Raw genomic sequence first — 20,363 nt, forward strand, 5'->3', positions numbered from 1 at the left:
TCATTGGCGCTCCAGTTCACGGATAAGCGCTTCCACATCACGTAATATCCCATAAGATCTCTCGGCCCATTCCAACAGCGTCTCGCGATCCTGAGGGGCAGAGCGCGCCTGATGCTCGGTTATCGGCATCCATGTCAGCAGTTGACGAACTCGGTCAATCTCGAACGCCGGAACATTATTTACCGCGCGCAGCCGTCGCCAGAGCTCTCGGCGTAGCAGTAAATCACGTGCAACAAAGGCCTCAAACAGCTGATTAATCTGCCAGTAGCGGCGCGCAGCCAGCTCAGGATCATAGCGCGACCAACTAAAGTTCAGGGCCGCGCGAATGGATGGGTCCAACGATTCCGATAGCTCGGCTCGGACTTCAGAATTCACTGGAATGCGGCGGATATCGGGATTCAGCAAAATACGCTGTCCTTCGGGAGATAGAATAAACTCCATGAAGGCGTGCGCTGCAACGGGCTGCGCGCCCCCTTGAAGAGCAGCAATACGCGCGGGGATAACGATAACGGGGCGACCATAGCGAAACACCAATCCGCGTTGACTGCGCGTCAACGCCAGGAAGTCGATAGTCAAACCGATAGAAAAGTCACCGTTCTCGATACCTTCTAATACGCCATAGCTACGTGCTGAAATAGTATTTAGCTGGCCTGCTAGCTCAAAAATCCAGGCCCATCCTGCTTGCCAACCACGATCCTGTAAAATCGTCTCTAGCAATGAGTGCGTTGTGCCGGAGCGTAATGGGTGTGATATGGCAATATCTTGCACAAGAACTGGATCTAGCAGATCGTTCCACTCTTGAGGTACATATCCATCATATGGGGTACGCCATGTCCACCCTACGGCTGAGTATGCAAAATCCACGAACGCCCCATGCCCTATATCATTAAGCCGCTCGCCTTCATCTAACACTACGAAGGCCTCAGGTGCTGAGGCCCAAATAAGATCAAAGTGGCGCTCATTTCCGGCTAGTACTTCATCAACGGCTGCGTGAGTGTTCTTATTCAAGAGACGAATAGAGAGGTCAGGGTGGCGAAGAACAAATGCTTGGACGATAGGATCGACCATATCAGATTGATAAGAAGTGATAATCCTTAACTCATTTGCCGATGCTGGCGTCATTACTAATGCCGTAGTTACCCACATGACGACCAGTATGTGCTTCAAGTATTTATTCTGCATTCCCCAGTGCATACCCGCCCCCTTACAACAGCCGCTATCTATTTAATTGTTATAAGGCATCATATTGACCCCTACTGACTTTTTAATAAACAGCTATGGAACTTTGTTTGGGCTTAACCACATCGCCTCATTAAACAGATGCTTACTTTTTTAATCGCTCTCTATATTGGATTGCCGATCGCCAGGAATGGCAATACAACAACGTATGAACGCAATACATTGAGTAATGAAGGCAATGGACTACAAGCGTTAGGAAATACTTACACCAAACGTTAACTGCCTCTAAATCCAGGCAGAGTAATGCACTGCCCCAATGGCTAGAGCCTACCTCACGGTGTTAATTGCGGCAGTAGTACAGTTTCAATATCACCATCTTTAGAAATGAGAATGTGACGTCGATGACATCATGAATTTATTGTTATATTATCACATAACATAAACACGTTTAGAGGTGATCTAGCAATGGCTGCGTTCTCCCCCTTACCCGTCACCGTGCTCTCCGGCTTTCTGGGCGCTGGTAAAACCACCGTGCTCAACCATATTTTGGCCAACCGTGAAGGCCGCCGCGTGGCGGTGATCGTCAACGATATGAGCGAGGTGAATATCGATGCGGCCTTAGTGCGCGGCGGCCCTGGTGAATCAACGTTAGATGGTGAGGTCGCGCTTAACCGTTCAGAAGAGCGCTTGGTAGAAATGAGCAACGGCTGCATTTGCTGCACTCTTCGCGAAGATCTTCTTGAAGAAGTCAGCCAGCTGGCAAGGGAAGGCAGATTTGATTACCTAGTCATCGAGTCAACCGGTGTTTCCGAGCCGCTGCCCGTGGCGGAAACCTTTACTTTTGAAGATGAAAGCGGCCAGAGCCTTTCCCATGTTGCGCGGCTGGATACGCTGGTCACCGTGGTCGATGGCGCTAATTTCCTTGAGCAGTATCGCGAAGCGCAAAGCCTGGCTGACGCTGGCGAAAGCCTGGGCGAAGAAGACGAGCGCAACGTCGCGGACTTACTCGTCGATCAAATCGAGTTCTGCGATGTGCTGCTGATCAGCAAGACCGACCTGATTAGCGATCGAGAGCTGGAAGCCTTAAAGGCCATACTACGTTCGTTAAACCCTGATGCCGAGCTAGTGCCCATCACGCAAGGCAGCGTAGCGCTCGACAAAGTTCTCAACACCGGAAAATTCAACTTTGAGCGCGCTCAGCGGGCACCCGGCTGGCTAAAAGAAATGCGCGGCGAGCACGTGCCTGAAACCGAAGAATACGGGATTGGCAGCTTTGCCTATCACGCCCGCCGCCCTTTCCATCCTCAGAAATTCCACGACCTGCTCAACCAAGGGTGGTTCGGCAAAGGGCTATTACGCTCGAAAGGCTTTTTCTGGCTAGCCACCCGCCCTCAGGCCGCAGGTCAGTGGAGCCAGGCAGGCGGCATCGCTCACCACGGCCCCGCCGGCATGTTTTGGAAAGCCATACCGGAAGCCAACTGGCCGGAAGATCCTGAAACGCGGCACTTCATTATGGAAAAGTGGCAGGAGCCGTTTGGCGATATGCGCCAGGAGCTAGTATTTATCGGCCAGAATCTGAATCAAACCCAAATGCGTGAAGCGCTGGATGCCTGTCTACTAAGCGAGGCCGAACTGCTGCAAGGCATGGCGGCATGGAAGCAGCTGCCCGATCCTTTTCCCGCCTGGGAGTAAGTCACTGTCGTCAGATAGGCATAAAAAAGAGAGGCCGACGCCTCTCTTTTTTCATTAACCGTAACGCCGTTACTGCAGCATGCTGGGCAACCAGGTCGCCAGGCTGGGGAACACAATCAGCAAGGCCACTAGCAGCATCGAACACAGGATGTAAGGAATAGCGGCCGAGTAAATCTCACTCATGGTTGTGCCGGGAGGTGCCACCCCTTTCATAACAAACAGCAGCAGTCCTAAAGGCGGCGTTGAGAAGCTGATTTCCAGTGCCAGCAGGACAATGATCCCGAACCACACCAGATCAAATCCTAACGCCTGTGCTAATGGGAAGAAGATCGGCACCGTTAGCATCATGATGGAAATCTGCTCCATAAACGTGCCCAGCACCAGCAGCACCGCAAACATTGCCAACAGCATCAATATCGGTGACAGGTCAAAACCGGTTGCCCAGCCTATCAACCCGCCGGAAGCGCCGGAAAAGCCCAGCAGCTGGCTAAAGGTAGCCGAGCCAAACACGATTAAATAAGCCATCAGCGTGACCTTCAGCGCGCCGGTCACCGAAAGCTTAAACGCCTCCCAGGTCATGCAGCGGAAGATAAACGCCAAAATAATCACACCCAACGCGCCAAAGGCGGCGGCCTCTGAGGGCGTGGCAAAACCGATCAACATCAACGCCACAATGATGACCATAACGCTAAGCATGGGCAAAATATCGGTAACGATAAGACGGAGTTTAGCTTTAAGCGAAACCGGTTCCAGCTCATAGGCCGGTGCAGCTTCTGGGTCCAGCTTGGTTTGGATAAAGATGGTGGCGATATAAAACCCCGCCAGCGTCAGTCCCGGCAGAATGCCGGCAATCAGCAGCGCGCCAATATCCACTTTCGCTAGCGTCGCCAGCAGCACCGCCAGCGCAGAGGGCGGAATAATAATCGCCAGGCCGCCGGTGCCAAGGATGGGGCCAATCGCCATTTTCTTCTTATAGCCGCGCCGCTCCATTTCGGGCACCAGCAGCGACCCCATCAGCGCAGTGGAGCCCATCGAAGAGCCGCTCAGCGTGGAAAATGCCGTTCCACCCACCACCGTCACATAAGACAAACGCCCGGGCAGCTTACCCATTAGCTGGTCAACGGCATTGAACATCTTCATACCCAGCCCGGTGCGAAAAAATAGCTCCCCCATCAACAGGAACAGCGGAATAGGCACCAGATTAAAGCTGGAAAGCGCGCCAAAACCGTTGTTGAGCATCTGCAAAATGCCGGTTTGGCCGCCCATAAAGTGCCACGCACCAATCACGTTGGCGGCCAAAAACGCTAGGGCGATAGGGGTGCCAATCGCCATAAAGATAAGAATCAGCGAGAGCAGAAACGCGAGCGCAAAGTACCATTCCATTATTCTTTAATCCCCGCTTCGCCGCTGTGAAGAATTTCATGGCCCACTACAAAGCGGCCAAACTCGATCGCCATTAAGGTAAAGCTGATCGGAAACACAATGGTCAGCATCCATTTCGGCACAAAGAAGGCCCGCACGTCATAGTCGGTGCGTTCAATATTGAGCAGTAATAAATCCAACCCTTTCCACGCCAGTACGCCACACACCACGACACACAGCAGCGACACGCCTCGGCTAAGAATATTAAGCACGGGCAGCGGCAGCACAGAGGTCAGCAGCTCAATATGTACGTGCCCTTTTTGGCGCACCAGCCAGGGCGCACCCAGCAGGGTGAGATAAAACATGGCGTATTCGGTGGAAAGGAAAAACCACGCCGAGGGCTGCAGGCCCAAATTTCGAATAACCACCGAGAGCACCACTGCCACCATCAGCCAGACCAGCATGATAGCGGCCAGCAAAGCCATGCCATTAAGTAGCAGCAAGTAGCCGCGTTGTGCGTAGCGCATAAGAGACCCTGAAAAAGAATCACACAAAAGGGGCGCTTGATCGCTCAACGCCCCCCTTTACGTTTTTATAAGTCGTTAAACTTCTCGATCAGCTCGTCATAGTGCCCAAGACCAGAAGGATGACGCTCCATCTGACGACGCATACGCTCCCACGTCGATTCACGGGCAGCCTCTGAAAAGCGCTGTGCGGCCTCACCTTCTAGCGTCACGACCTGCATGCCGTCTGCTTCAAGCTTAGCCTGCTGCTCTTGGGCTAAGTCGGCCAGCTTCTCGGCGCTTTCGCGCTCATGCTCAATGGCAACTTCCTGAAGGATTTGCTGTGACTCTTCGCTGAGCTGGTTCCACTTATCCAGATTAACGATCACGCCCATATCGGTAGAAAAGAAGGCAGGATCAATGCGGTAGTTAAGAAAGCGATCCCAGTTGAGATCTTTCAGGCCAATTTGGGTCCAGCCGGTAGCGTTCACCACACTGCGCTCAAGGGCGGCGTATACGTCGGTGGTCGGCAAGCTGATCGGCTGTGCACCCAGATAATCTTGGAAGAAGGCGTCATATACCGGGTTGCTGCGCAGGCGCAGGCCCGAAACGCTCAGATTACCTGCTTCATCAATGCTAGGCTCTTCAATCGTATAGAAGTTGTAGCTGACGCCGCTGTCGAACCAGCCTAGGTAGTAGGTGCCCATCTTTTCCTGATGGATTTCATTGAGCAGGTCGATACCGCCATTTTCACGCGCATAGATAGCGTTGGTATTTGACGCCACCATGGCATCGCGCTCAGGCACGGTACCGGCATAAAAGCTTGCCGCGGTATAGGCCATATCCACTACGCCGTTGCGCACGGCATCGGGCTGCTCGGAAAGGCCGATTACCTCAGGGCCGCCGCGCACGTTGATTTTCACAACGCCTTCACCGCGCTCATTCACCTTATCGACAAACTCGAGGAAACTTTGGGTATAAATCAGCGAAGGAGGAAACGCGTGTACCGCATTAATCTGATCTACTGCCAGCGCTTGCCCTGACGCTAAGGCCGTGAGCAAGCCTAGGGTTATGGTTACTTTTTTCATCGTTCTCTCCTGCACAAGGTAGTCTGCTTTTATAGCGGTTGTTATGTCTGATCTACTGTTCATAAACGCTGTCGGATGTTCATAAACCTATGTTCATAAAACTATGTTTATAAAACCGTGTTTATAAAACCGTGCTCATGAACCGTTGGTGCAAGCGTGCGTGCTGTTTTTATAGATATGGCCGTTGTAACGATGGCTAAGATGACGGCTTGAGCCGCTATCTTTTACTAACGCTATCCTTTACTAATCAGTGATGCGCTCGGCGGCGTCGCGATTACCCACGGAAACTGCTTAACGTAATCGCTCGAAAATTGCGTAATGGCTTCTGCATGCTGGCGAGTCATATCAATATCATCCCACCCATTGAGCAACTTGGTCCGCCACACGGGGCTAATTGAAAAACTAACCTCTACCTCGGCAACGCGGATGATCTGTTTCTCCAGGTCGACGTTGATGGCGGCTGGTGTATCGCCCAACGCTGATAACAGGCGCTCGGCGTCATCTTCTTCCACAACGGCGGGCAGCAAGCCATTATTAACGGCGTTGGATGAAAAGATATCGCCAAAGCTCGGCGCTATTACGCAGCGGAATCCGTAATCCACCAGGGCATACACTGCGGCCTCCCGGGACGAGCCCGCACCGAAGTTACGGCGGCTCACCATCACCTGGGCATCACCGGCGTGAGGGCGATGTAAAATAAATTCAGGGTCGGGGTTATCGCGTTCATCGTGACGAATGTCATAAAGCAAAAACTGCCCATAGCCGACGCTGCGCGGCTCTTTCATAAAGCGCGCAGGAATCAGTTGATCGGTATCCACGTTAGCGGCAGCCAGGGCAACACCAAGAGTGTCTAATACGGTAATCGGTTGCATTAATACGCTCCTGAAGCCTGAACGTTTGAACCAGTGCCAGCCGGCAGCGCACGTATATCGGCTAGCCGCCCACTGACCGCCGCGGCGGCCACCATCGCAGGCGACATCAAATGCGTGCGCGCACCAGGCCCCTGGCGGCCTTTAAAGTTGCGGTTGGTCGTGGAGGCGCAGCGCTCACCGCTGGCCACCAAATCACCGTTCATACCCACGCACATGGAACAGCCCGAATGGCGCCATTCAAGCCCAGCATCGATAAAAATTCGGTCTAACCCTTCAGCTTCAGCCTGGATTTTGACTAGCGTTGAGCCCGGCGACACCATGCCCGGCACGAGGCTTTTATGGCCGGCGAGAACCGCCGCCGCTGCGCGCAGGTCTTCAATACGTGCATTGGTGCATGAGCCAATAAAGATTCGATCAATCGTGATATCAGTCAGCTTTTGCCCTGGCGTTAACCCCATGTAGGCTAAGCTTTCGCGAGCTTGGCGTGCTTTTGCCGGGTCGCTAAGCTGTTCAGGATCCGGCACCGAGTGATCAATTGGCAGCGCCTCTTCGGGCGAAACGCCCCAGGTGACGGTCGGTGCGATGTCATCGGCGTGTAGCGTTACTTCAAGATCAAAGTGAGCATCTGGGTCGCTATAAAGCGTTGACCAATAAGCGCAGGCCTGGTCGAAAGTGTCGCCTTGTGGGCACCACGGACGATCGCGCAGATAGTCGAATGTCGTTTGGTCCGGAGCAATCATGCCGCAGCGGCCACCGCCCTCAATGGAAAGGTTGCACAGCGTCAGACGCGCTTCCATTGAAAGCGAGCGGATCGCTTCGCCTGCATACTCAATGGCATAGCCGCGTGCGCCGTCAGCGCCCAGGCGCGCAATCCAGGTCAGCGCGATATCTTTGGCGGTGATGCCCTCGGCTAATTGACCTTCAACGGTAATCCGCATCACCTTGGGCTTACTTTGCCACAGGGTTTGCGTCGCCAGTACATGGGCCACTTCCGAGGCGCCAATACCAAACGCGATGCTGCCAAAGGCGCCATGGGTGGCGGTATGGCTGTCACCGCAGACCATCACCATGCCCGGCTGGGTAAGCCCTTGCTCGGGGCCCAGCACGTGCACAATCCCTTGGCGCGGGTCATCCAGGCCGAACAGCGTCACCCCATGCTGCTGAGTATTGTGAGACAGCTGCTCAATCATTGAGCGCACTTTGGGATCGGCAACCCCGGCCAGATCGCGAGCCAGCGTTGGCACATAGTGATCCGCAATACCAAAGGTTAAATCGGGCCGCGCAACGGGTAGCTGGCGCTCAGCGAGCTTATTGAAGGCGTGAAAGGAGCCCTCATGAACAAAGTGGCGGTCGATCCACAGCAGGCTTTGACCGCTTTCACTGCAGTACACCTCGTGGGCGCGCCAAACTTTGTCAAACAGCGTTGTTGGGGTACTCATTATCGTCGCTCGTTGCCTCGGCCTTCGTTGGACTTATCTTAACCACCCCAATACAACTAGCGCAATTCAATAACACCGGTCAAATGTATTTTTTACAATTTTAAATCTGTATTAATTTTAATACATTAAAATTAAACCGCTTCTTTACTCATCTTTTCCGCCCGTTGGCATCCCTCCCACCTTTGGCTCCCAGTAGCGAGAGTTATCGTCACCGTTACGCTCTAGATCAATCTGGAAGCGATAGCGATCCGGACGATACAGCGCATCCAAGTGCTCCACACCCTGCCCCTGCTCATCGTAAACCACGCGGGTGAGCGCGATCAGCGGCGAGCCCACGGCTACGTCCAGCGCCTCTGCGACTTCGTGGCTGGCCAGCGTCGCGGAAATAGACTGGGAAGCGTGGTCAACCTTCACCCCGCTGCGCTCTAACAGCACAAACAGTGGCGTATGGGCTAAATCCATTTCGTTGTAGTGCAGGGCAATAGCTTCTGGCACATGGGTCACCAGGTGCGAAAACGGCTTGCCGTCAACCATGCGCACACGTACCGAGCGCTGTACTTTGCCGCTCTGCGCCATACCCAGGCGTTCACGCACCGTCTCAGGCGGCAGCACATAGGCAAACTCCAGCAGCCGCACTTGGGAGGCCTGGCTCATCTTGACCATGTTGGGCATCAGGTTAGACACGCTGGCGGTCATCACCGTGGCATCCAGCGGCTGCTCCAACACCACCGTACCCACCCCCGCCTTACGCTCGACTAATCCCATTGCCTGAAGCGCCTCCATCGCTCGCCGCACGGTTACCCGCGAAACGCCATGCTGCTCGGCCAGCTTGTTTTCACCAGGCAACTTACTGCCCGCGGACAGCCGACCGCTCAAAATTGCGTCTTTCAACAGCAGGTAAATTCGGTGTGATTTAGTGCCGCCCACCGCAGAGGGTTGTGCCTCACTCATCCACGCCTCTCCTCAGTATATTGTTCAAAAAAATCATATTAGGCTTGACGCAGGGATAATAATAGACATAAAAATGTATTATATATAATACATATCAAAAGATGATCAGTAACACCTTTTCGGTCGTTTGAACGCTATTATTACAGAATCTGCGACCGTAAGTATCGCTAGCCATGTGATCTTAAATAGGCCGAGCTGACGCTTATCCAACAACCACGAGACCGCTATGACACGCCAACCCAGCTCTTCAAGTCAGGCTCCACAACAAGCTTCACGCCAACCAGCTAAGCTTAAACAGCAGCTGCAAGATACCCCGATTGTGGTCGCCCCTGGCGTGTTTGATGCGCTCGGCGCGTCTCTCGCCGAGCAGGCAGGCTTCGAGAGCGTTTATCTCTCTGGCGCCAGCCTGGCCTATACCCAGCTGGGACGCCCGGATATTGGCCTGCTCAGCATTACCGAAATTTGCGCGGCGATGTCGCATATCCGCGAACGGACCAATCTGTCGGTAGTGGTCGATTGTGATACCGGCTTTGGCAACGCTATGAACGTCATGCGTAGCGTACGCTTGCTGGAGCGCTCGGGCGCCAATGCCATTCAGCTTGAGGATCAAACGTACCCGAAACGCTGCGGCCACTTGCGCGGTAAAACGCTGGTCTCCAAAAGCGAAATGGTCGGTAAATTGCATGCAGCATTAGATGCCCGTGACAGCGATAGCACGCTGATCATCGGGCGTACCGATGCGCTGGGCGTAGAAGGTACCGACAGCGCCATTGAACGCGCTCAGGCCTATTATGAAGCGGGCGTCGATATGCTATTTATCGAAGGCATCCGCAGCGATGAAGACATCAGCAAGATCATGGCGCAGTTCAAAGGCAAAGTGCCGATTATGGCCAATATGGTGGAAGGCGGAGATACGCCGCTGCAGAACGCTCAGGCACTCGAAGCACTCGGCTTTTCGCTGGTGATTTTCCCTGGCGCATTAGTCCGGGCCATTACGCACATGGCTAGCCGCTTCTTCGCCACGCTTAAACAGGATGGCACTACCGATGCTTTCCGCGACCAAATGCTCGATTTCAAACAGCTTAACGATTATTTAGGCACCGAGGCGATGCTCGAACTTGGCCAGCAATACGATAATTGCTAAACGCTAGTAATTAACAGGAAACGACGATGCAGACCACCGACAAAACGGCGAAAGAAATTTTTAACGACGTCATGGCCAACCCGCAGCGAGTGCCGTTTGGCTTTGGTAACAAAGCGGTACTGGTGAACGTCGATCCGCAAAAAGCCTACACCCGCACGGACCTGTTCAAAACCGCTTACGAAACCGACCCCAAGCAGCTGGAATACACTAACCAGCTTGCCAACGGCTTCCGGGCACGGGGTTGGCCGGTGGTCTGGACCCACGTCGCGTTTTTGGATTCTGCTGACGATGCGGGCGTGTGGGGCACACGTACCGACACGCCGGATTCGCTGCAGAATATCAAATACGATTCTGAGCGCGCCGAGTTTGACGAGCGCTGCGAGATCGACCGCAGCCGCGACGTGATCTACACCAAACGCATGCCGTCGGCCTTTTTCGAAACGCCGCTGCAGTCACTGCTAGTGTGGCATCAAGTTGATACCGTGATTATCACCGGCGGATCCACCTCTGGCTGTATTCGTGCCACAGCGGTGGAAAGCTTATCGCGGGGCTATCGCACCATCGTGCCAATGGAGTGCGTATCCGATAAACACGAAAGCTACCACTACGCCAACCTGACCGACCTGCACCTTAAATATGCCGACGTACTGCCCGTCGCTGAGGTATTAGCGTGGCTGGAAGGTAATGAGCAATAAGAGGAGCCGGTTATGAAAGAGTCATTAGGCGTTTACGATTACTGGGCCTACGACCAGCGACCCAAAATCGAGTGGCCGGGAGGCGCCAAGGTGGCCTTCTGGGTAGCCCCTAATATTGAATATTACGAGCTTGATCCGCCACTGAATCCGCAGCGTAATCCTTGGCCACACCCGCATCCATCGGTGCCGGGCTACAGTATTCGCGATTACGGCAACCGGGTGGGCCATCAGCGCCAAATGGCGCTGCTTGAGAAATACGGCATTCGCGGCTCGGTGTCACTTTCCGTGGCGCTATGTGATCACCATCCTGAAATTATCCAGATGTGCAAAGAGCGTGACTGGGAGTTCTTCAGCCACGGCATTTACAACACCCGCTACACCTACGGCCTCAGCGAAGACCAAGAGCGGGCAATGATCCGCGACAGTATGGAAACGATTCATCGCCATACCGGCCAGGCCTGCGCAGGGTATCTGGCACCGGCACTCTCCCACTCAGAGCGCACCCTGGATCTATTTGCCGAAGTGGGCGAAGAGCTATTCGGCGACAAAGGAGGGGTTTACACCTGTGATCTATTTCACGACGACCAGCCGACGCCGGTCAGCGTTCGCTCCGGCAAGCGGTTTATCTCCATGCCCTACTCGCTGGAGATGAACGACACCATCGTCTATGCGGTGAATAAAGTAGAGCCGCGCCAGTATGCCACCATGCTCAAGCGCCACTTTGATCGCTTGTACGCCGAGGGCGCGGAGTCCGGCACGGTGATGTGCATTCCCACCCACAACTACCAAGTGAGTTGCCCGCACCGAATCAAGGCGTTTGAAGAGGCGCTTGAATACATCACCGGCCATCCGGATGTGTGGGTTGCCACCGGGCGCGAGATTGCCGATTACTATCTAGCCAATTATTACGACGCCGCCCTCGACAGCATGAAGGCCCAGGCCGCCACCGCACGCAAACAGGGGTAACGCTATGGCGCTTAACGACGACTATCTCGACTACCCTCTACGCCGCCACGGCTACGATCACGAGCACTATGCGTGGTCGATGCTGAGCGACCGCGCGCCGGTCACGTGGCCCGAGGGCAAAACCCTCGCGGTGTGGATCAATATTTCACTGCAGTTCTACCCGTTAAATCAACGCGGCAAGCCGTTCAAAGTCCCCAACGGCATGACCATGCCCTACCCGGACCTACGCCATTTTTCACTGCGCGATTACGGCAACCGCGTGGGGATCTACCGCGTACTCAAGGCGCTGGCAGCGCACAACATCACACCGACTTTTGCGATGAATGCGCAGCTAGCCGAGCAGACGCCCTATTTAGTGCAGCGCCTCAAAGAGCACGGCGGTGAATTTATTGCCCACGGCTGGAACATGGATCACCTGCACTACGGCGGCTTACCGATTGAAGAAGAGGCCGAGCTGGTCAAGCGCTCGGTTGAGACGCTCCAGCGTGTGACCGGCCAACCTGTACGCGGCTGGCTGAGCCCTGCCAAGCATCAGAGCTTCAACACGCTCGACCTGCTGGCAGAAAACGGCATTGAGTACTGCGCCGACTGGGTCAACGACGATATGCCCTATGCTTGTCACCAGCAGCCTGGCCATAACAGCGCGGGCAGCTTGACCATGATGCCGCTGGCCACCGAAATCGAAGACCAGTTTGTGATGAGCCAGAACCTGCACTCAGAAGATGCCTGGGTGACACAGGTCAAAGATGCGTTTGATTTCCTGCTGGAAGAATCTCAGCAGCAGGGTGGGCGCTTATTTGCCCTCAATCTTCACCCTTGGCTTGTTGGCCAACCCCACCGCATTGCCTGTTTAGAAGAAGTGCTGGCGCATATCAGTGGGCATTCAGCGGTGTGGCAAGCACCGGCGGGCGACATTCTCGATGCGTTTAACGCCGCTCAATGCCATGCAAAGGGAGCAACCCGCTGATGGCGATCCTTCCTTACGCCCACGATACGTTTGACGCCCACCTGCCGCTGGTCATTATTGGTGCAGGCGCCTGCGGCCTAGTCGCAGCGCTAGCGGCGCAAGAGGCAGGCGTGGAGCTGATGGTATTGGAGCGCGACCCGCTCCCACGTGGCAGCACCGCGATGTCATCAGGCTTTATTCCCGCTGCTAATACGCACTTTCAGCACGAACTCGGGGTAAGCGACTCGCCTGACATGATGGCGGAGGATATCCAGAAGAAGAACGGCTTCGAGGCAGACCCCGCCATTGTCGAGCTGCTCGCCCACCAATCCGGCCCCACCATCGAGTGGCTAGCCGACCAGCACCGCATACCGTTCGAGCTGGTAGAAGGTTTTCTCTACCCCGGCCATCGCCAGCTACGGATGCACGCCACGCCAAGGCGCACAGGCGAAGAGCTGATGGGTGCTCTGCTCAACGCCAGCGAGGCGGCGGGCATTGATATTGTTACCCAGGCACGCGTGGTCGATCTGTACGTTGATAGCACTCAACGGGTGCGCGGCGTAACGTTAGAACGCCCAGACGGCAGTCGTGAAAGCATCGGCTGCGACGCGTTAATCTTGGCCTGCAATGGCTATGGCGGGAATGTGGAGCTCGTGGAGCGCTACCTTCCGACGCTCAAGAATGCGCTTTACTACGGCCATGAAGGCAACCAGGGCGACGCACTGCTGTGGGGCCAGGCGATGGACGCCAGCACCAAAGACCTAGGCGCTTGCCAGGGGCATGGATCGCTGGCAACGCCCCATCAGATTTTGATTAGCTGGGCACTCATGATGCAGGGTGGTATCCAGGTTAATCTAAACGGAGAGCGCTTCTCCAATGAGCACGGCGGCTACTCCGAACAGGCCGCTAAGGTCTTGGCGCAGCCCGAGAAAATGGCCTGGAACCTGTTTGATGCGCGCATTGACGAATCTGCCCAGGCCTTCGAGGACTATCGCAACGCGCTTGAAAGCGGCGCAGTAAGACGCTTTGCAAGCCTGAAAGAGCTGGCGGAAGATCTCAAGCTGCCCCTCGATGCGCTCCAAGCGACGTTTGCTGACATGCATCAACTGGCAGAACAGCAAACCTCTGATAGGTTTGGCCGCCGCTTTGAGCCTGCCAACTTGCTCAAGCCACCCTACTACACCATCCGCGTCACCGGGGCGCTGTTTCATACTCAAGGGGGGTTAGAGGTAAACCGTCAAGCCCGCGTACTCAATACCCAAGGCCAAGCGCTTCCCAACCTATTCGCCGCCGGCGGTGCCGCGCGCGGTGTTTCAGGTTCAAACGACAGCGGTTACCTTTCCGGCAACGGGCTGCTTAGTGCGGTGGTACTGGGTGCAGTGGCGGGTAAAAGTGCCGCTGAATTGCTGCATTTAAAGCTAAGCTCGGCGGTACTGCCCTAGCAAGTCACGCTAAGCGCCCTAATCGCTTACGCCACTGGCGTCATTGAGGGTAAGCGTGAGGCCTCTAGGCTTCACGCCTTGGGCGTGGAAAAGGCCGCTTGCTAACCCACTGTCTTAAGGCTCTCAAAGATTTTCTGCTCAATTAACGCGATCAATTCAACATTGATGCTGTTGATGGCGGGCTCAAGGTCTTTCTCCAGTGGCAAAATAATTTGAAAGTCGTAACGAATATCAAACGCGAGCGGGCGAACCACCACGCCCGCTCGCTTTGCATCACAAGCCGACACAGCATTTAACACCGCAAGCCCCATACCGTTCGCCACTAGCCGGATCGCTATATCTCCTAGCGAGACTGTCCATATTTTTTTGGGCGAAACGGCATATTTCGTCAAGCACTGAGTGATCCGGTTACGGCTTTGCTCATTGGGCTCTCCACAAATCAGCGTTTCATTGGCGAAATCTTCAATATTGATAAGCGCTTTAGCTTCCAGCGGATGCCCTGGCGGAATAAGGCACATTCCAGGGAGAGAGTACTGAAAGCTCTGGTAGCGCGGATCGATTCGAGGATCGGTGGTGATGCCAAAATCGAAGCGCTGGGCCACCATTTCCTCCGCTATCTGGCCGGATCGGTAGGAGTAAATACTAATCTCAAGATCGGGAAACTGCTCGGCAAGAAGCGCCGCGGCATCTGGCACCAAACTCATGGCAAAAGATGGCATGCTAACCACTCTTAACTGACCTGCCGCCCTCTCCTTCAGCCGCTCGGCAAACTGTCGCAAATGTTGTAAGCCAATATAAACGCGCTCCACCTCATCATAAAACAACGTGCCTCGCCGGGTCGGCAGTAGGCGATTATTGTGGCGTTCGAACAAATCAAATCCGAGCCTCGCCTCCAGCTGTTTTATCAAACGGCTAATCGCCGGTTGTGAAATCAGCATCTTACTGGCTGCCTCTGTGGCGCTACTGGTTTTCATAATCCACATGAAGGCTTCTATCTGGCTGTCCGTAAATCCTCGATGAGCCATAACATTACGACATCCTTCGATAAGAAAAAATCAATATATCTAACTTAAAAGCTAGCATACAGTTAAAGATAGCTAAGAAAATTCACCTAAATACTAAAAGCATAATATTTAGCTATAGCTTAATTGCTACCACTTCAACTTTAAGGACTACCTATGATCGATGAAATTGCGGCGAACAACGCACAATTCACAGCTTGGCGACAGGATATTCACCAGCATCCGGAACTAGGTTTTGAAGAGCAGCGTACCGCTAAGTTAGTAGCGGATAAGCTCACAGAGTGGGGATTTGACGAGGTTCATACCGGCATTGCTAAAACCGGGGTCGTCGGCATACTGCGCGGTAAAACGCCCGCCTCTCGCACCATCGGGCTACGCGCTGATATGGACGCCCTCGCTATGACAGAAAACAATCAGTTCGCTCATGCGTCTCTTAACCAGGGCAAAATGCACGGCTGCGGCCACGACGGTCATACCACCATGCTGTTAGCCGCCGCATGGTACTTAGCTAAACATCGCAACTTCTCCGGCACAGTACACTTTATTTTTCAGCCTGCAGAAGAAGGCTTAGCCGGCGCTAAGGTGATGATAGATGATGGTTTGTTTGAACGCTTCCCCTGTGATCGCGTTTACGGCATCCACAATATGCCGGGCATTCCTGAAGGCGAATTCTGGCTTCGCGAAGGCCCCCTGCTGGCAAGTTCAGACCGCTTCACCATTGACGTTCATGGCAAAGGCGGCCATGCGGCAATGCCACAGCATGTCGTTGACCCGATGTTGATCGTGAGCGCAATTATCAGCGGCGCACAGTCTATCGTTAGCCGCAATACTGCCCCTCTCGACTCCGCCGTGCTGTCCTTTACCGACCTGCATGCCGGTTCGGGTACGTTCAACGTCATTCCTGATACTGCCACCATGAAGGGCTGCATTCGCTCCTTTAACGACGTTGTACGTGAGCATGCGATTCAACGACTGGAACAACTGGTTGCCAGTACTGCGCAAGCTTACGGCGCCACCGCAACGCTAACCGTTCACCCTGGCAGCTACCCGGCCACGGTTAACGACTCGCAAGCCACCCAGCTAGCCACCGATGTAGCTCGTGCCGTGGTAGGCGATACCAAAGTGACTCCTCATTGTTTGCCAATTTCTGGCAGCGAGGACTTTTCCTTCATGCTGCAAGCCGTTCCGGGTTGCTATGTATTTCTGGGCAATGGCATTGAAGGCGAAACCGGTGGCGTGAGTGTTCACAACCCCAGCTACGACTTTAACGACAGCATTATCCCAGTGGGCGCCTCTTATTTTGTTCAGCTAATAAAGCGTGAACTTCCCTCTCACTAAGCACTTCAAAAAAAACACTTCAAAAACACCCTTGAAGCAACAGCACTTCCAGATATAACGCGGAGAACAACATGGAAGCGGACAAACTCTCAACGTCCGGTGGCAACACCGGATTAATGCATCGTATTGCTCGGATAGCCGATGCATTGCCCCACCCTTTTATTATGTTTTTTATACTCTTTGTCGTCACGCTAGGCCTGTCGGCAGTAATGAGCATGTGGGTAGAGCCTGTGCGCCACCCTGCCACCGACGAGCTCGTTCAGGTGCGTTCACTGCTTAGCTGGGACGGGCTAAGGTTTATGGTGACTGGGGCAGTCACTAACTTCACCAGCTTCCGTCCGCTAGGGTTAGTGTTGGTCATGGTATTGGCGCTGGGATTGATTCAGAAAACCGGCCTCGCCGATGCCACTATCCGACGTATGCTGAGTAATGTATCTCCACGCTTCATTACCCCGGCGGTAGTCGTTACCTCTATCATCGCCAACCTAGTATCAGATGCAGCGATTTTCCTGATTCCCCCCTTGGCGGCCATCATGTTTAAAACCGTTGGCAGGAACCCAATCGCTGGCATTATGGTGGCGTTTATTGCTGTTTTTGCCGGTTTTAGCGCTAATTTCTTTATTGCGGGTACGGACCTGCTGCTTTCCGGCATCTCGACGGAAGTCGTTCAAAGCGTTCGCCCCGGCTACGAAGTCAGCGTGGTGTCCAACTGGTTCTTTATGTGTGCCTCAGTGCCGCTTATCACCCTTATTATCACCGTCATGAACGACAAGTATGTCGAACCTATGCTGGCACGCTTTCACGATCAAAGTGAAGATGAAGACACAAGCCACGGCGTACAGTTAGCCGACACCGAACGGCGCGCGCTGCGCTATACCGGTATAGCGGCATTGGCCTATATCGCGATTATCCTGCTGCTGATTTTGCCAGCGAGTTCCGGACTTCGCAGCGCTGAAGGGGGCCTGTTGCCTTCGCCTTTTATGAGTGGTTTGGTGCCTATCATCGTACTGTTCTTTAGCCTCTGCGGCATTGTGTATGGCGTTTCAGTTGGCAAGATAAAACAATCCAGCGATGTGCCGCGCTTAATGGAGGCTGCGATGCGCGATATGTGTGGATTTATTGTCATCGTCTTTATGGTGGCGCAGTTTATTGCCATCTTTAACTGGTCAAACTTGGCGATTGTAAGCGCAGTGAATGGCGCTGATTGGCTGTTGCAAATCAATATGCCTGCGCCGCTGGCTTTAGCGTGCTTCATCCTTCTGGCCGCTGTTGTGAATCTATTTCTTTACAGCGGCTCGGCGCAGTGGGCACTGATGGCTCCGATTTTTCTACCCATGCTGATGCTGTTGGGCCTTGAGCCAGAAGCCATCCAAGCGGCTTACCGGATAGCGGATTCATCGACAAACGTGATTTCACCCATCAACCCCTATCTGCCGTTAGTGCTGGCGGTCATTCACCTTTACAACAAGTCGTTTACCCTCGGCCATCTACTGACCATGGCCATGCCGTACTCCCTCGCTGTGTTAATCGGTTGGAGCAGCCTGTTCTTTATTTGGTACTGGTTGGGATTACCGTTCGGGCTTTAATCGGTCTTTATTGTCCCAGCACCGCTTCTGCCCACGCGCGCACTTCTCCGTAGGCACGCTGCTCAAAGACCGCGAAGCCGTTAAGACTTCGCGCTTTGAGCGGTGTAAAAATCGGCATGGTTAGCCCGCACAGAAAGTGCGCCAGCCGCTGTGCATTTGGCGGTTGGCCAAACTGTTCGGCGTGTCGCTCAATGAAGGGCACAGCGTAGCGCGTGAAGTCGTTGTCAGACAGCGCGGGCTGCGGCGATGAGGTCGGTAGGCGCACAGGGTTGCCGTAGCATACCGAACAGTGCCCGCAGCGATCCTGCTTTGTGTTTGCTGACCCATTAAATGTGCTGTCTCCAAAAGTGCTATCTCCAAAATGCTCGGCCAGCCGTCGGGTTAAGCAGCTTTCCGATTCAAATAGCGCCAGCATTGAATGCAGCCGCTCAATCTCTGCGCGTTCTCGCGTTAGGCATTCGTCATACAGCTGGCGGGCCAATGCTTCAATCGCAATTTCTGGCTGGCAAATCTCATACACATCGGTCATCCGCTTGCCTTCCAGCGTCAGCCAACCTTTGTCCTGGAAGTACTCAAGAGCCGTAATGACCCGTGCGCGCGAGGCGTCAATCTGCTGCGCCTGCCCCGCGCTGTGCAGGCGTTCAAAATCGACCGTGCCCCATGTCCGCGCCACAGGAACATTGTCGATAATAAGCCGCACAAAAGCCGCGCGTTCGCCCCCAAAGCGGCTAGCCAGAGCATCCGGCTCACGGTGGTAGCGAAGCCGATAGTCGGCTAAGAAAGCAAAGCGCGGCGCAATAATGCCGTGCATTTCTAGCCGCACCAGCAGCGTTTTCAGCGGTAATAAGCGGATATTGGTATCACGAGAAAGCGTATTAAGCAGCACTTCCCACTGACGGTCTGGCGAGCTTCCAGCCGCCACAATCTCTTCCAGCAAACAGTAGATACCGGCATATTCAGGGGTATCACCGTAAACGAAGTTTTCTAGCACTCGCAAGCCATCGCGCCCGGCCATGGTCAGGCAGGTGGAGGGCTGGCCGTCGCGGCCCGCCCGGCCAATTTCTTGGCTGTAATTTTCAATCGATTTGGGTAAATCAAAGTGCACCACGTTGCGAATATTGCCCTTATCGATCCCCATACCAAAAGCAATCGTGGCGACGATACAGGGCGATTCGCCGCCCATAAACTGGCGCTGAATCTCATCGCGACGCTGTGAATCCAGCCCTGCATGATAGGCCTGCGCAGCAATGCCCTGGGCCGCCAGCGCTTTCGCCACGCGCTCGGCAGTCTGTTGAAGGGTGACGTAAATGATCGTTGGCGCTTCGCTGCCCGGCTGCATCTGTGGCTTCAGCCAGCTAACCAACTGGTGCTCACGGTCTTGCAGGGCAGGTGCTACCAGCAGTTCAAGATTGGGTCGATAAAAGCCGGTGGTAATGACGTTTTCTGGCGCGATGGAGAACTTCTCGCGCATATCGGCAATCACCGTGGGCGTCGCGGTAGCGGTCAGCAGCAGCACCTGGGGAATGGCAAAGTCGCGCTGATAATCCGGCAGTTTGAGATAGTCCGGCCGAAAGTTATGCCCCCACTCAGACAGGCAGTGGGCTTCATCAACCACTAACAGCGAGATCTGAACCTGGCGCAAAAAGTGCCGAAAGCGCTCATTTTTAAGCCGCTCTACCGAGATCATGAGGATTTTTAACTCACCGCTTTTAGCGCGCTCCATTATATCGCGCGCAGTCTCGCGGTCTTGAGTGGAATCAATGCTGGCCGCTGCCACGCCGTGGCGCGTTAGAAACGCCAGCTGATCCTGCATGAGAGCCAGCAGCGGCGATACCACCAGGGTTAAGTGCGGCAAGTGCAGCGCCGGCAGCTGATAGCAAAGCGACTTGCCCGCACCGGTGGCGAAAATCGCCGCGGTAGAGTGTCCCTCCAGTACGCGTGACACCACCGCCTGCTGGCCGCCTCGAAAGTCGTCAAACCCAAATACGGCTTTCAGAGTTTGTTGCGGAGATCGTGAGGTCATGCATCTTCCTAAAGTGGAGTGACGTCTTGTAGTAACACGCTACCGGGTTCAAGACGTTTTCACCAACGAAAGACACGACTCTAAAAATAATAAGTACCCATGCAGTGTCGCTAAC

17 protein-coding genes are annotated in these 20,363 nt (G+C 54.3%); 8 read left to right on the top strand and 9 right to left on the bottom strand.

The features are described from left to right. Positions 1-1,194 carry an ABC transporter substrate-binding protein gene (locus ACT3RP_RS03870; protein ID WP_483393281.1) on the bottom strand — a complete coding sequence of 398 codons (1,194 nt, stop codon included), beginning with the start codon at positions 1,192-1,194 and terminating at the stop codon, positions 1-3. Positions 1,195-1,644: 450 nt separating this feature from the next. Between ACT3RP_RS03870 and zigA the strand changes: the two genes are divergently transcribed. Beyond that, positions 1,645-2,871 carry a zinc metallochaperone GTPase ZigA gene (zigA, locus tag ACT3RP_RS03875; protein WP_483393282.1) on the top strand — a complete coding sequence of 409 codons (1,227 nt, stop codon included), beginning with the start codon at positions 1,645-1,647 and terminating at the stop codon, positions 2,869-2,871. A 69-nt stretch (positions 2,872-2,940) separates the two neighbouring features. Here the strand turns inward: zigA and ACT3RP_RS03880 are convergent, their stop codons facing one another. From ACT3RP_RS03880 to ACT3RP_RS03905, 6 genes are all read right to left on the bottom strand, one after another. After that, a complete protein-coding gene (locus ACT3RP_RS03880) occupies positions 2,941-4,254 on the bottom strand; it encodes a TRAP transporter large permease (RefSeq protein ID WP_483393283.1) in 1,314 nt (437 codons plus the stop codon). Then, on the bottom strand, positions 4,254-4,760 hold the full coding sequence (locus tag ACT3RP_RS03885; RefSeq protein WP_096282109.1) for a TRAP transporter small permease: 507 nt from the start codon (positions 4,758-4,760) through the stop codon (positions 4,254-4,256). Before ACT3RP_RS03885 ends, ACT3RP_RS03880 begins: the two co-directional genes overlap by 1 nt. A 65-nt stretch (positions 4,761-4,825) precedes the next feature. Then, the gene (gene dctP, locus ACT3RP_RS03890; RefSeq protein ID WP_483393284.1) at positions 4,826-5,824 is read right to left on the bottom strand and encodes a TRAP transporter substrate-binding protein DctP; all 999 of its coding nucleotides are present in this window, start codon (positions 5,822-5,824) and stop codon (positions 4,826-4,828) included. Positions 5,825-6,057: 233 nt separating this feature from the next. Continuing rightward, entirely contained in the window at positions 6,058-6,696 is a 639-nt protein-coding gene (gene leuD, locus ACT3RP_RS03895) for a 3-isopropylmalate dehydratase small subunit (RefSeq protein WP_483393285.1), read from the bottom strand. After that, positions 6,696-8,135 (bottom strand): 3-isopropylmalate dehydratase large subunit, encoded by a 1,440-nt coding sequence (gene leuC / locus ACT3RP_RS03900; protein WP_483393286.1) that lies wholly within the window; start codon positions 8,133-8,135, stop codon positions 6,696-6,698. The genes leuD and leuC overlap by 1 nt, the downstream gene beginning before the upstream one ends. A 144-nt stretch (positions 8,136-8,279) precedes the next feature. Then, positions 8,280-9,086, bottom strand: coding sequence for a GntR family transcriptional regulator (locus tag ACT3RP_RS03905; RefSeq protein WP_441683902.1), 807 nt, complete (start codon positions 9,084-9,086; stop codon positions 8,280-8,282). A 226-nt stretch (positions 9,087-9,312) separates the two neighbouring features. On the opposite strand from ACT3RP_RS03905, the gene ACT3RP_RS03910 reads away from it, so the two are divergent. The 5 genes from ACT3RP_RS03910 to ACT3RP_RS03930 are packed head-to-tail and all read left to right on the top strand — an operon-like array spanning position 9,313 to position 14,279. Then, entirely contained in the window at positions 9,313-10,230 is a 918-nt protein-coding gene (locus ACT3RP_RS03910) for an isocitrate lyase/PEP mutase family protein (RefSeq protein WP_483393287.1), read from the top strand. Positions 10,231-10,256: 26 nt separating this feature from the next. After that, entirely contained in the window at positions 10,257-10,925 is a 669-nt protein-coding gene (locus tag ACT3RP_RS03915; RefSeq protein ID WP_096282115.1) for an isochorismatase family protein, read from the top strand. Positions 10,926-10,937: 12 nt separating this feature from the next. Further along, positions 10,938-11,891: a polysaccharide deacetylase family protein gene (locus ACT3RP_RS03920; RefSeq protein ID WP_483393288.1), complete on the top strand. Its 954-nt coding sequence runs from the start codon at positions 10,938-10,940 to the stop codon at positions 11,889-11,891. A gap of 4 nt (positions 11,892-11,895) precedes the next feature. Beyond that, the gene (locus ACT3RP_RS03925; RefSeq protein WP_483393289.1) at positions 11,896-12,858 is read left to right on the top strand and encodes a polysaccharide deacetylase family protein; all 963 of its coding nucleotides are present in this window, start codon (positions 11,896-11,898) and stop codon (positions 12,856-12,858) included. Then, on the top strand, positions 12,858-14,279 hold the full coding sequence (locus ACT3RP_RS03930) for an FAD-dependent oxidoreductase (protein ID WP_483393290.1): 1,422 nt from the start codon (positions 12,858-12,860) through the stop codon (positions 14,277-14,279). Before ACT3RP_RS03925 ends, ACT3RP_RS03930 begins: the two co-directional genes overlap by 1 nt. Positions 14,280-14,380: 101 nt before the next feature. On the opposite strand, the gene ACT3RP_RS03935 is transcribed toward ACT3RP_RS03930, so the two are convergent. Continuing rightward, positions 14,381-15,304 carry a LysR substrate-binding domain-containing protein gene (locus tag ACT3RP_RS03935; RefSeq protein WP_483393291.1) on the bottom strand — a complete coding sequence of 308 codons (924 nt, stop codon included), beginning with the start codon at positions 15,302-15,304 and terminating at the stop codon, positions 14,381-14,383. A 153-nt stretch (positions 15,305-15,457) separates the two neighbouring features. Between ACT3RP_RS03935 and ACT3RP_RS03940 the strand changes: the two genes are divergently transcribed. Both ACT3RP_RS03940 and ACT3RP_RS03945 read left to right on the top strand, forming a co-directional pair. Then, positions 15,458-16,639, top strand: a complete 1,182-nt coding sequence (locus tag ACT3RP_RS03940; protein ID WP_483393292.1) for a M20 aminoacylase family protein — start codon at positions 15,458-15,460, stop codon at positions 16,637-16,639. A gap of 71 nt (positions 16,640-16,710) precedes the next feature. After that, complete coding sequence (locus ACT3RP_RS03945; protein WP_483393293.1) at positions 16,711-18,225, top strand: AbgT family transporter; 1,515 nt, start codon at positions 16,711-16,713, stop codon at positions 18,223-18,225. Positions 18,226-18,232: 7 nt separating this feature from the next. Here the strand turns inward: ACT3RP_RS03945 and ACT3RP_RS03950 are convergent, their stop codons facing one another. Next, on the bottom strand, positions 18,233-20,248 hold the full coding sequence (locus ACT3RP_RS03950; protein ID WP_483393294.1) for a RecQ family ATP-dependent DNA helicase: 2,016 nt from the start codon (positions 20,246-20,248) through the stop codon (positions 18,233-18,235). Positions 20,249-20,363: the final 115 nt, after the last annotated feature.

Source organism: Halomonas sp. AOP5-B2-8 (assembly GCF_052376475.1).
In the GTDB taxonomy this organism is placed as follows: Bacteria; Pseudomonadota; Gammaproteobacteria; order Pseudomonadales; family Halomonadaceae; genus Vreelandella; species Vreelandella casei.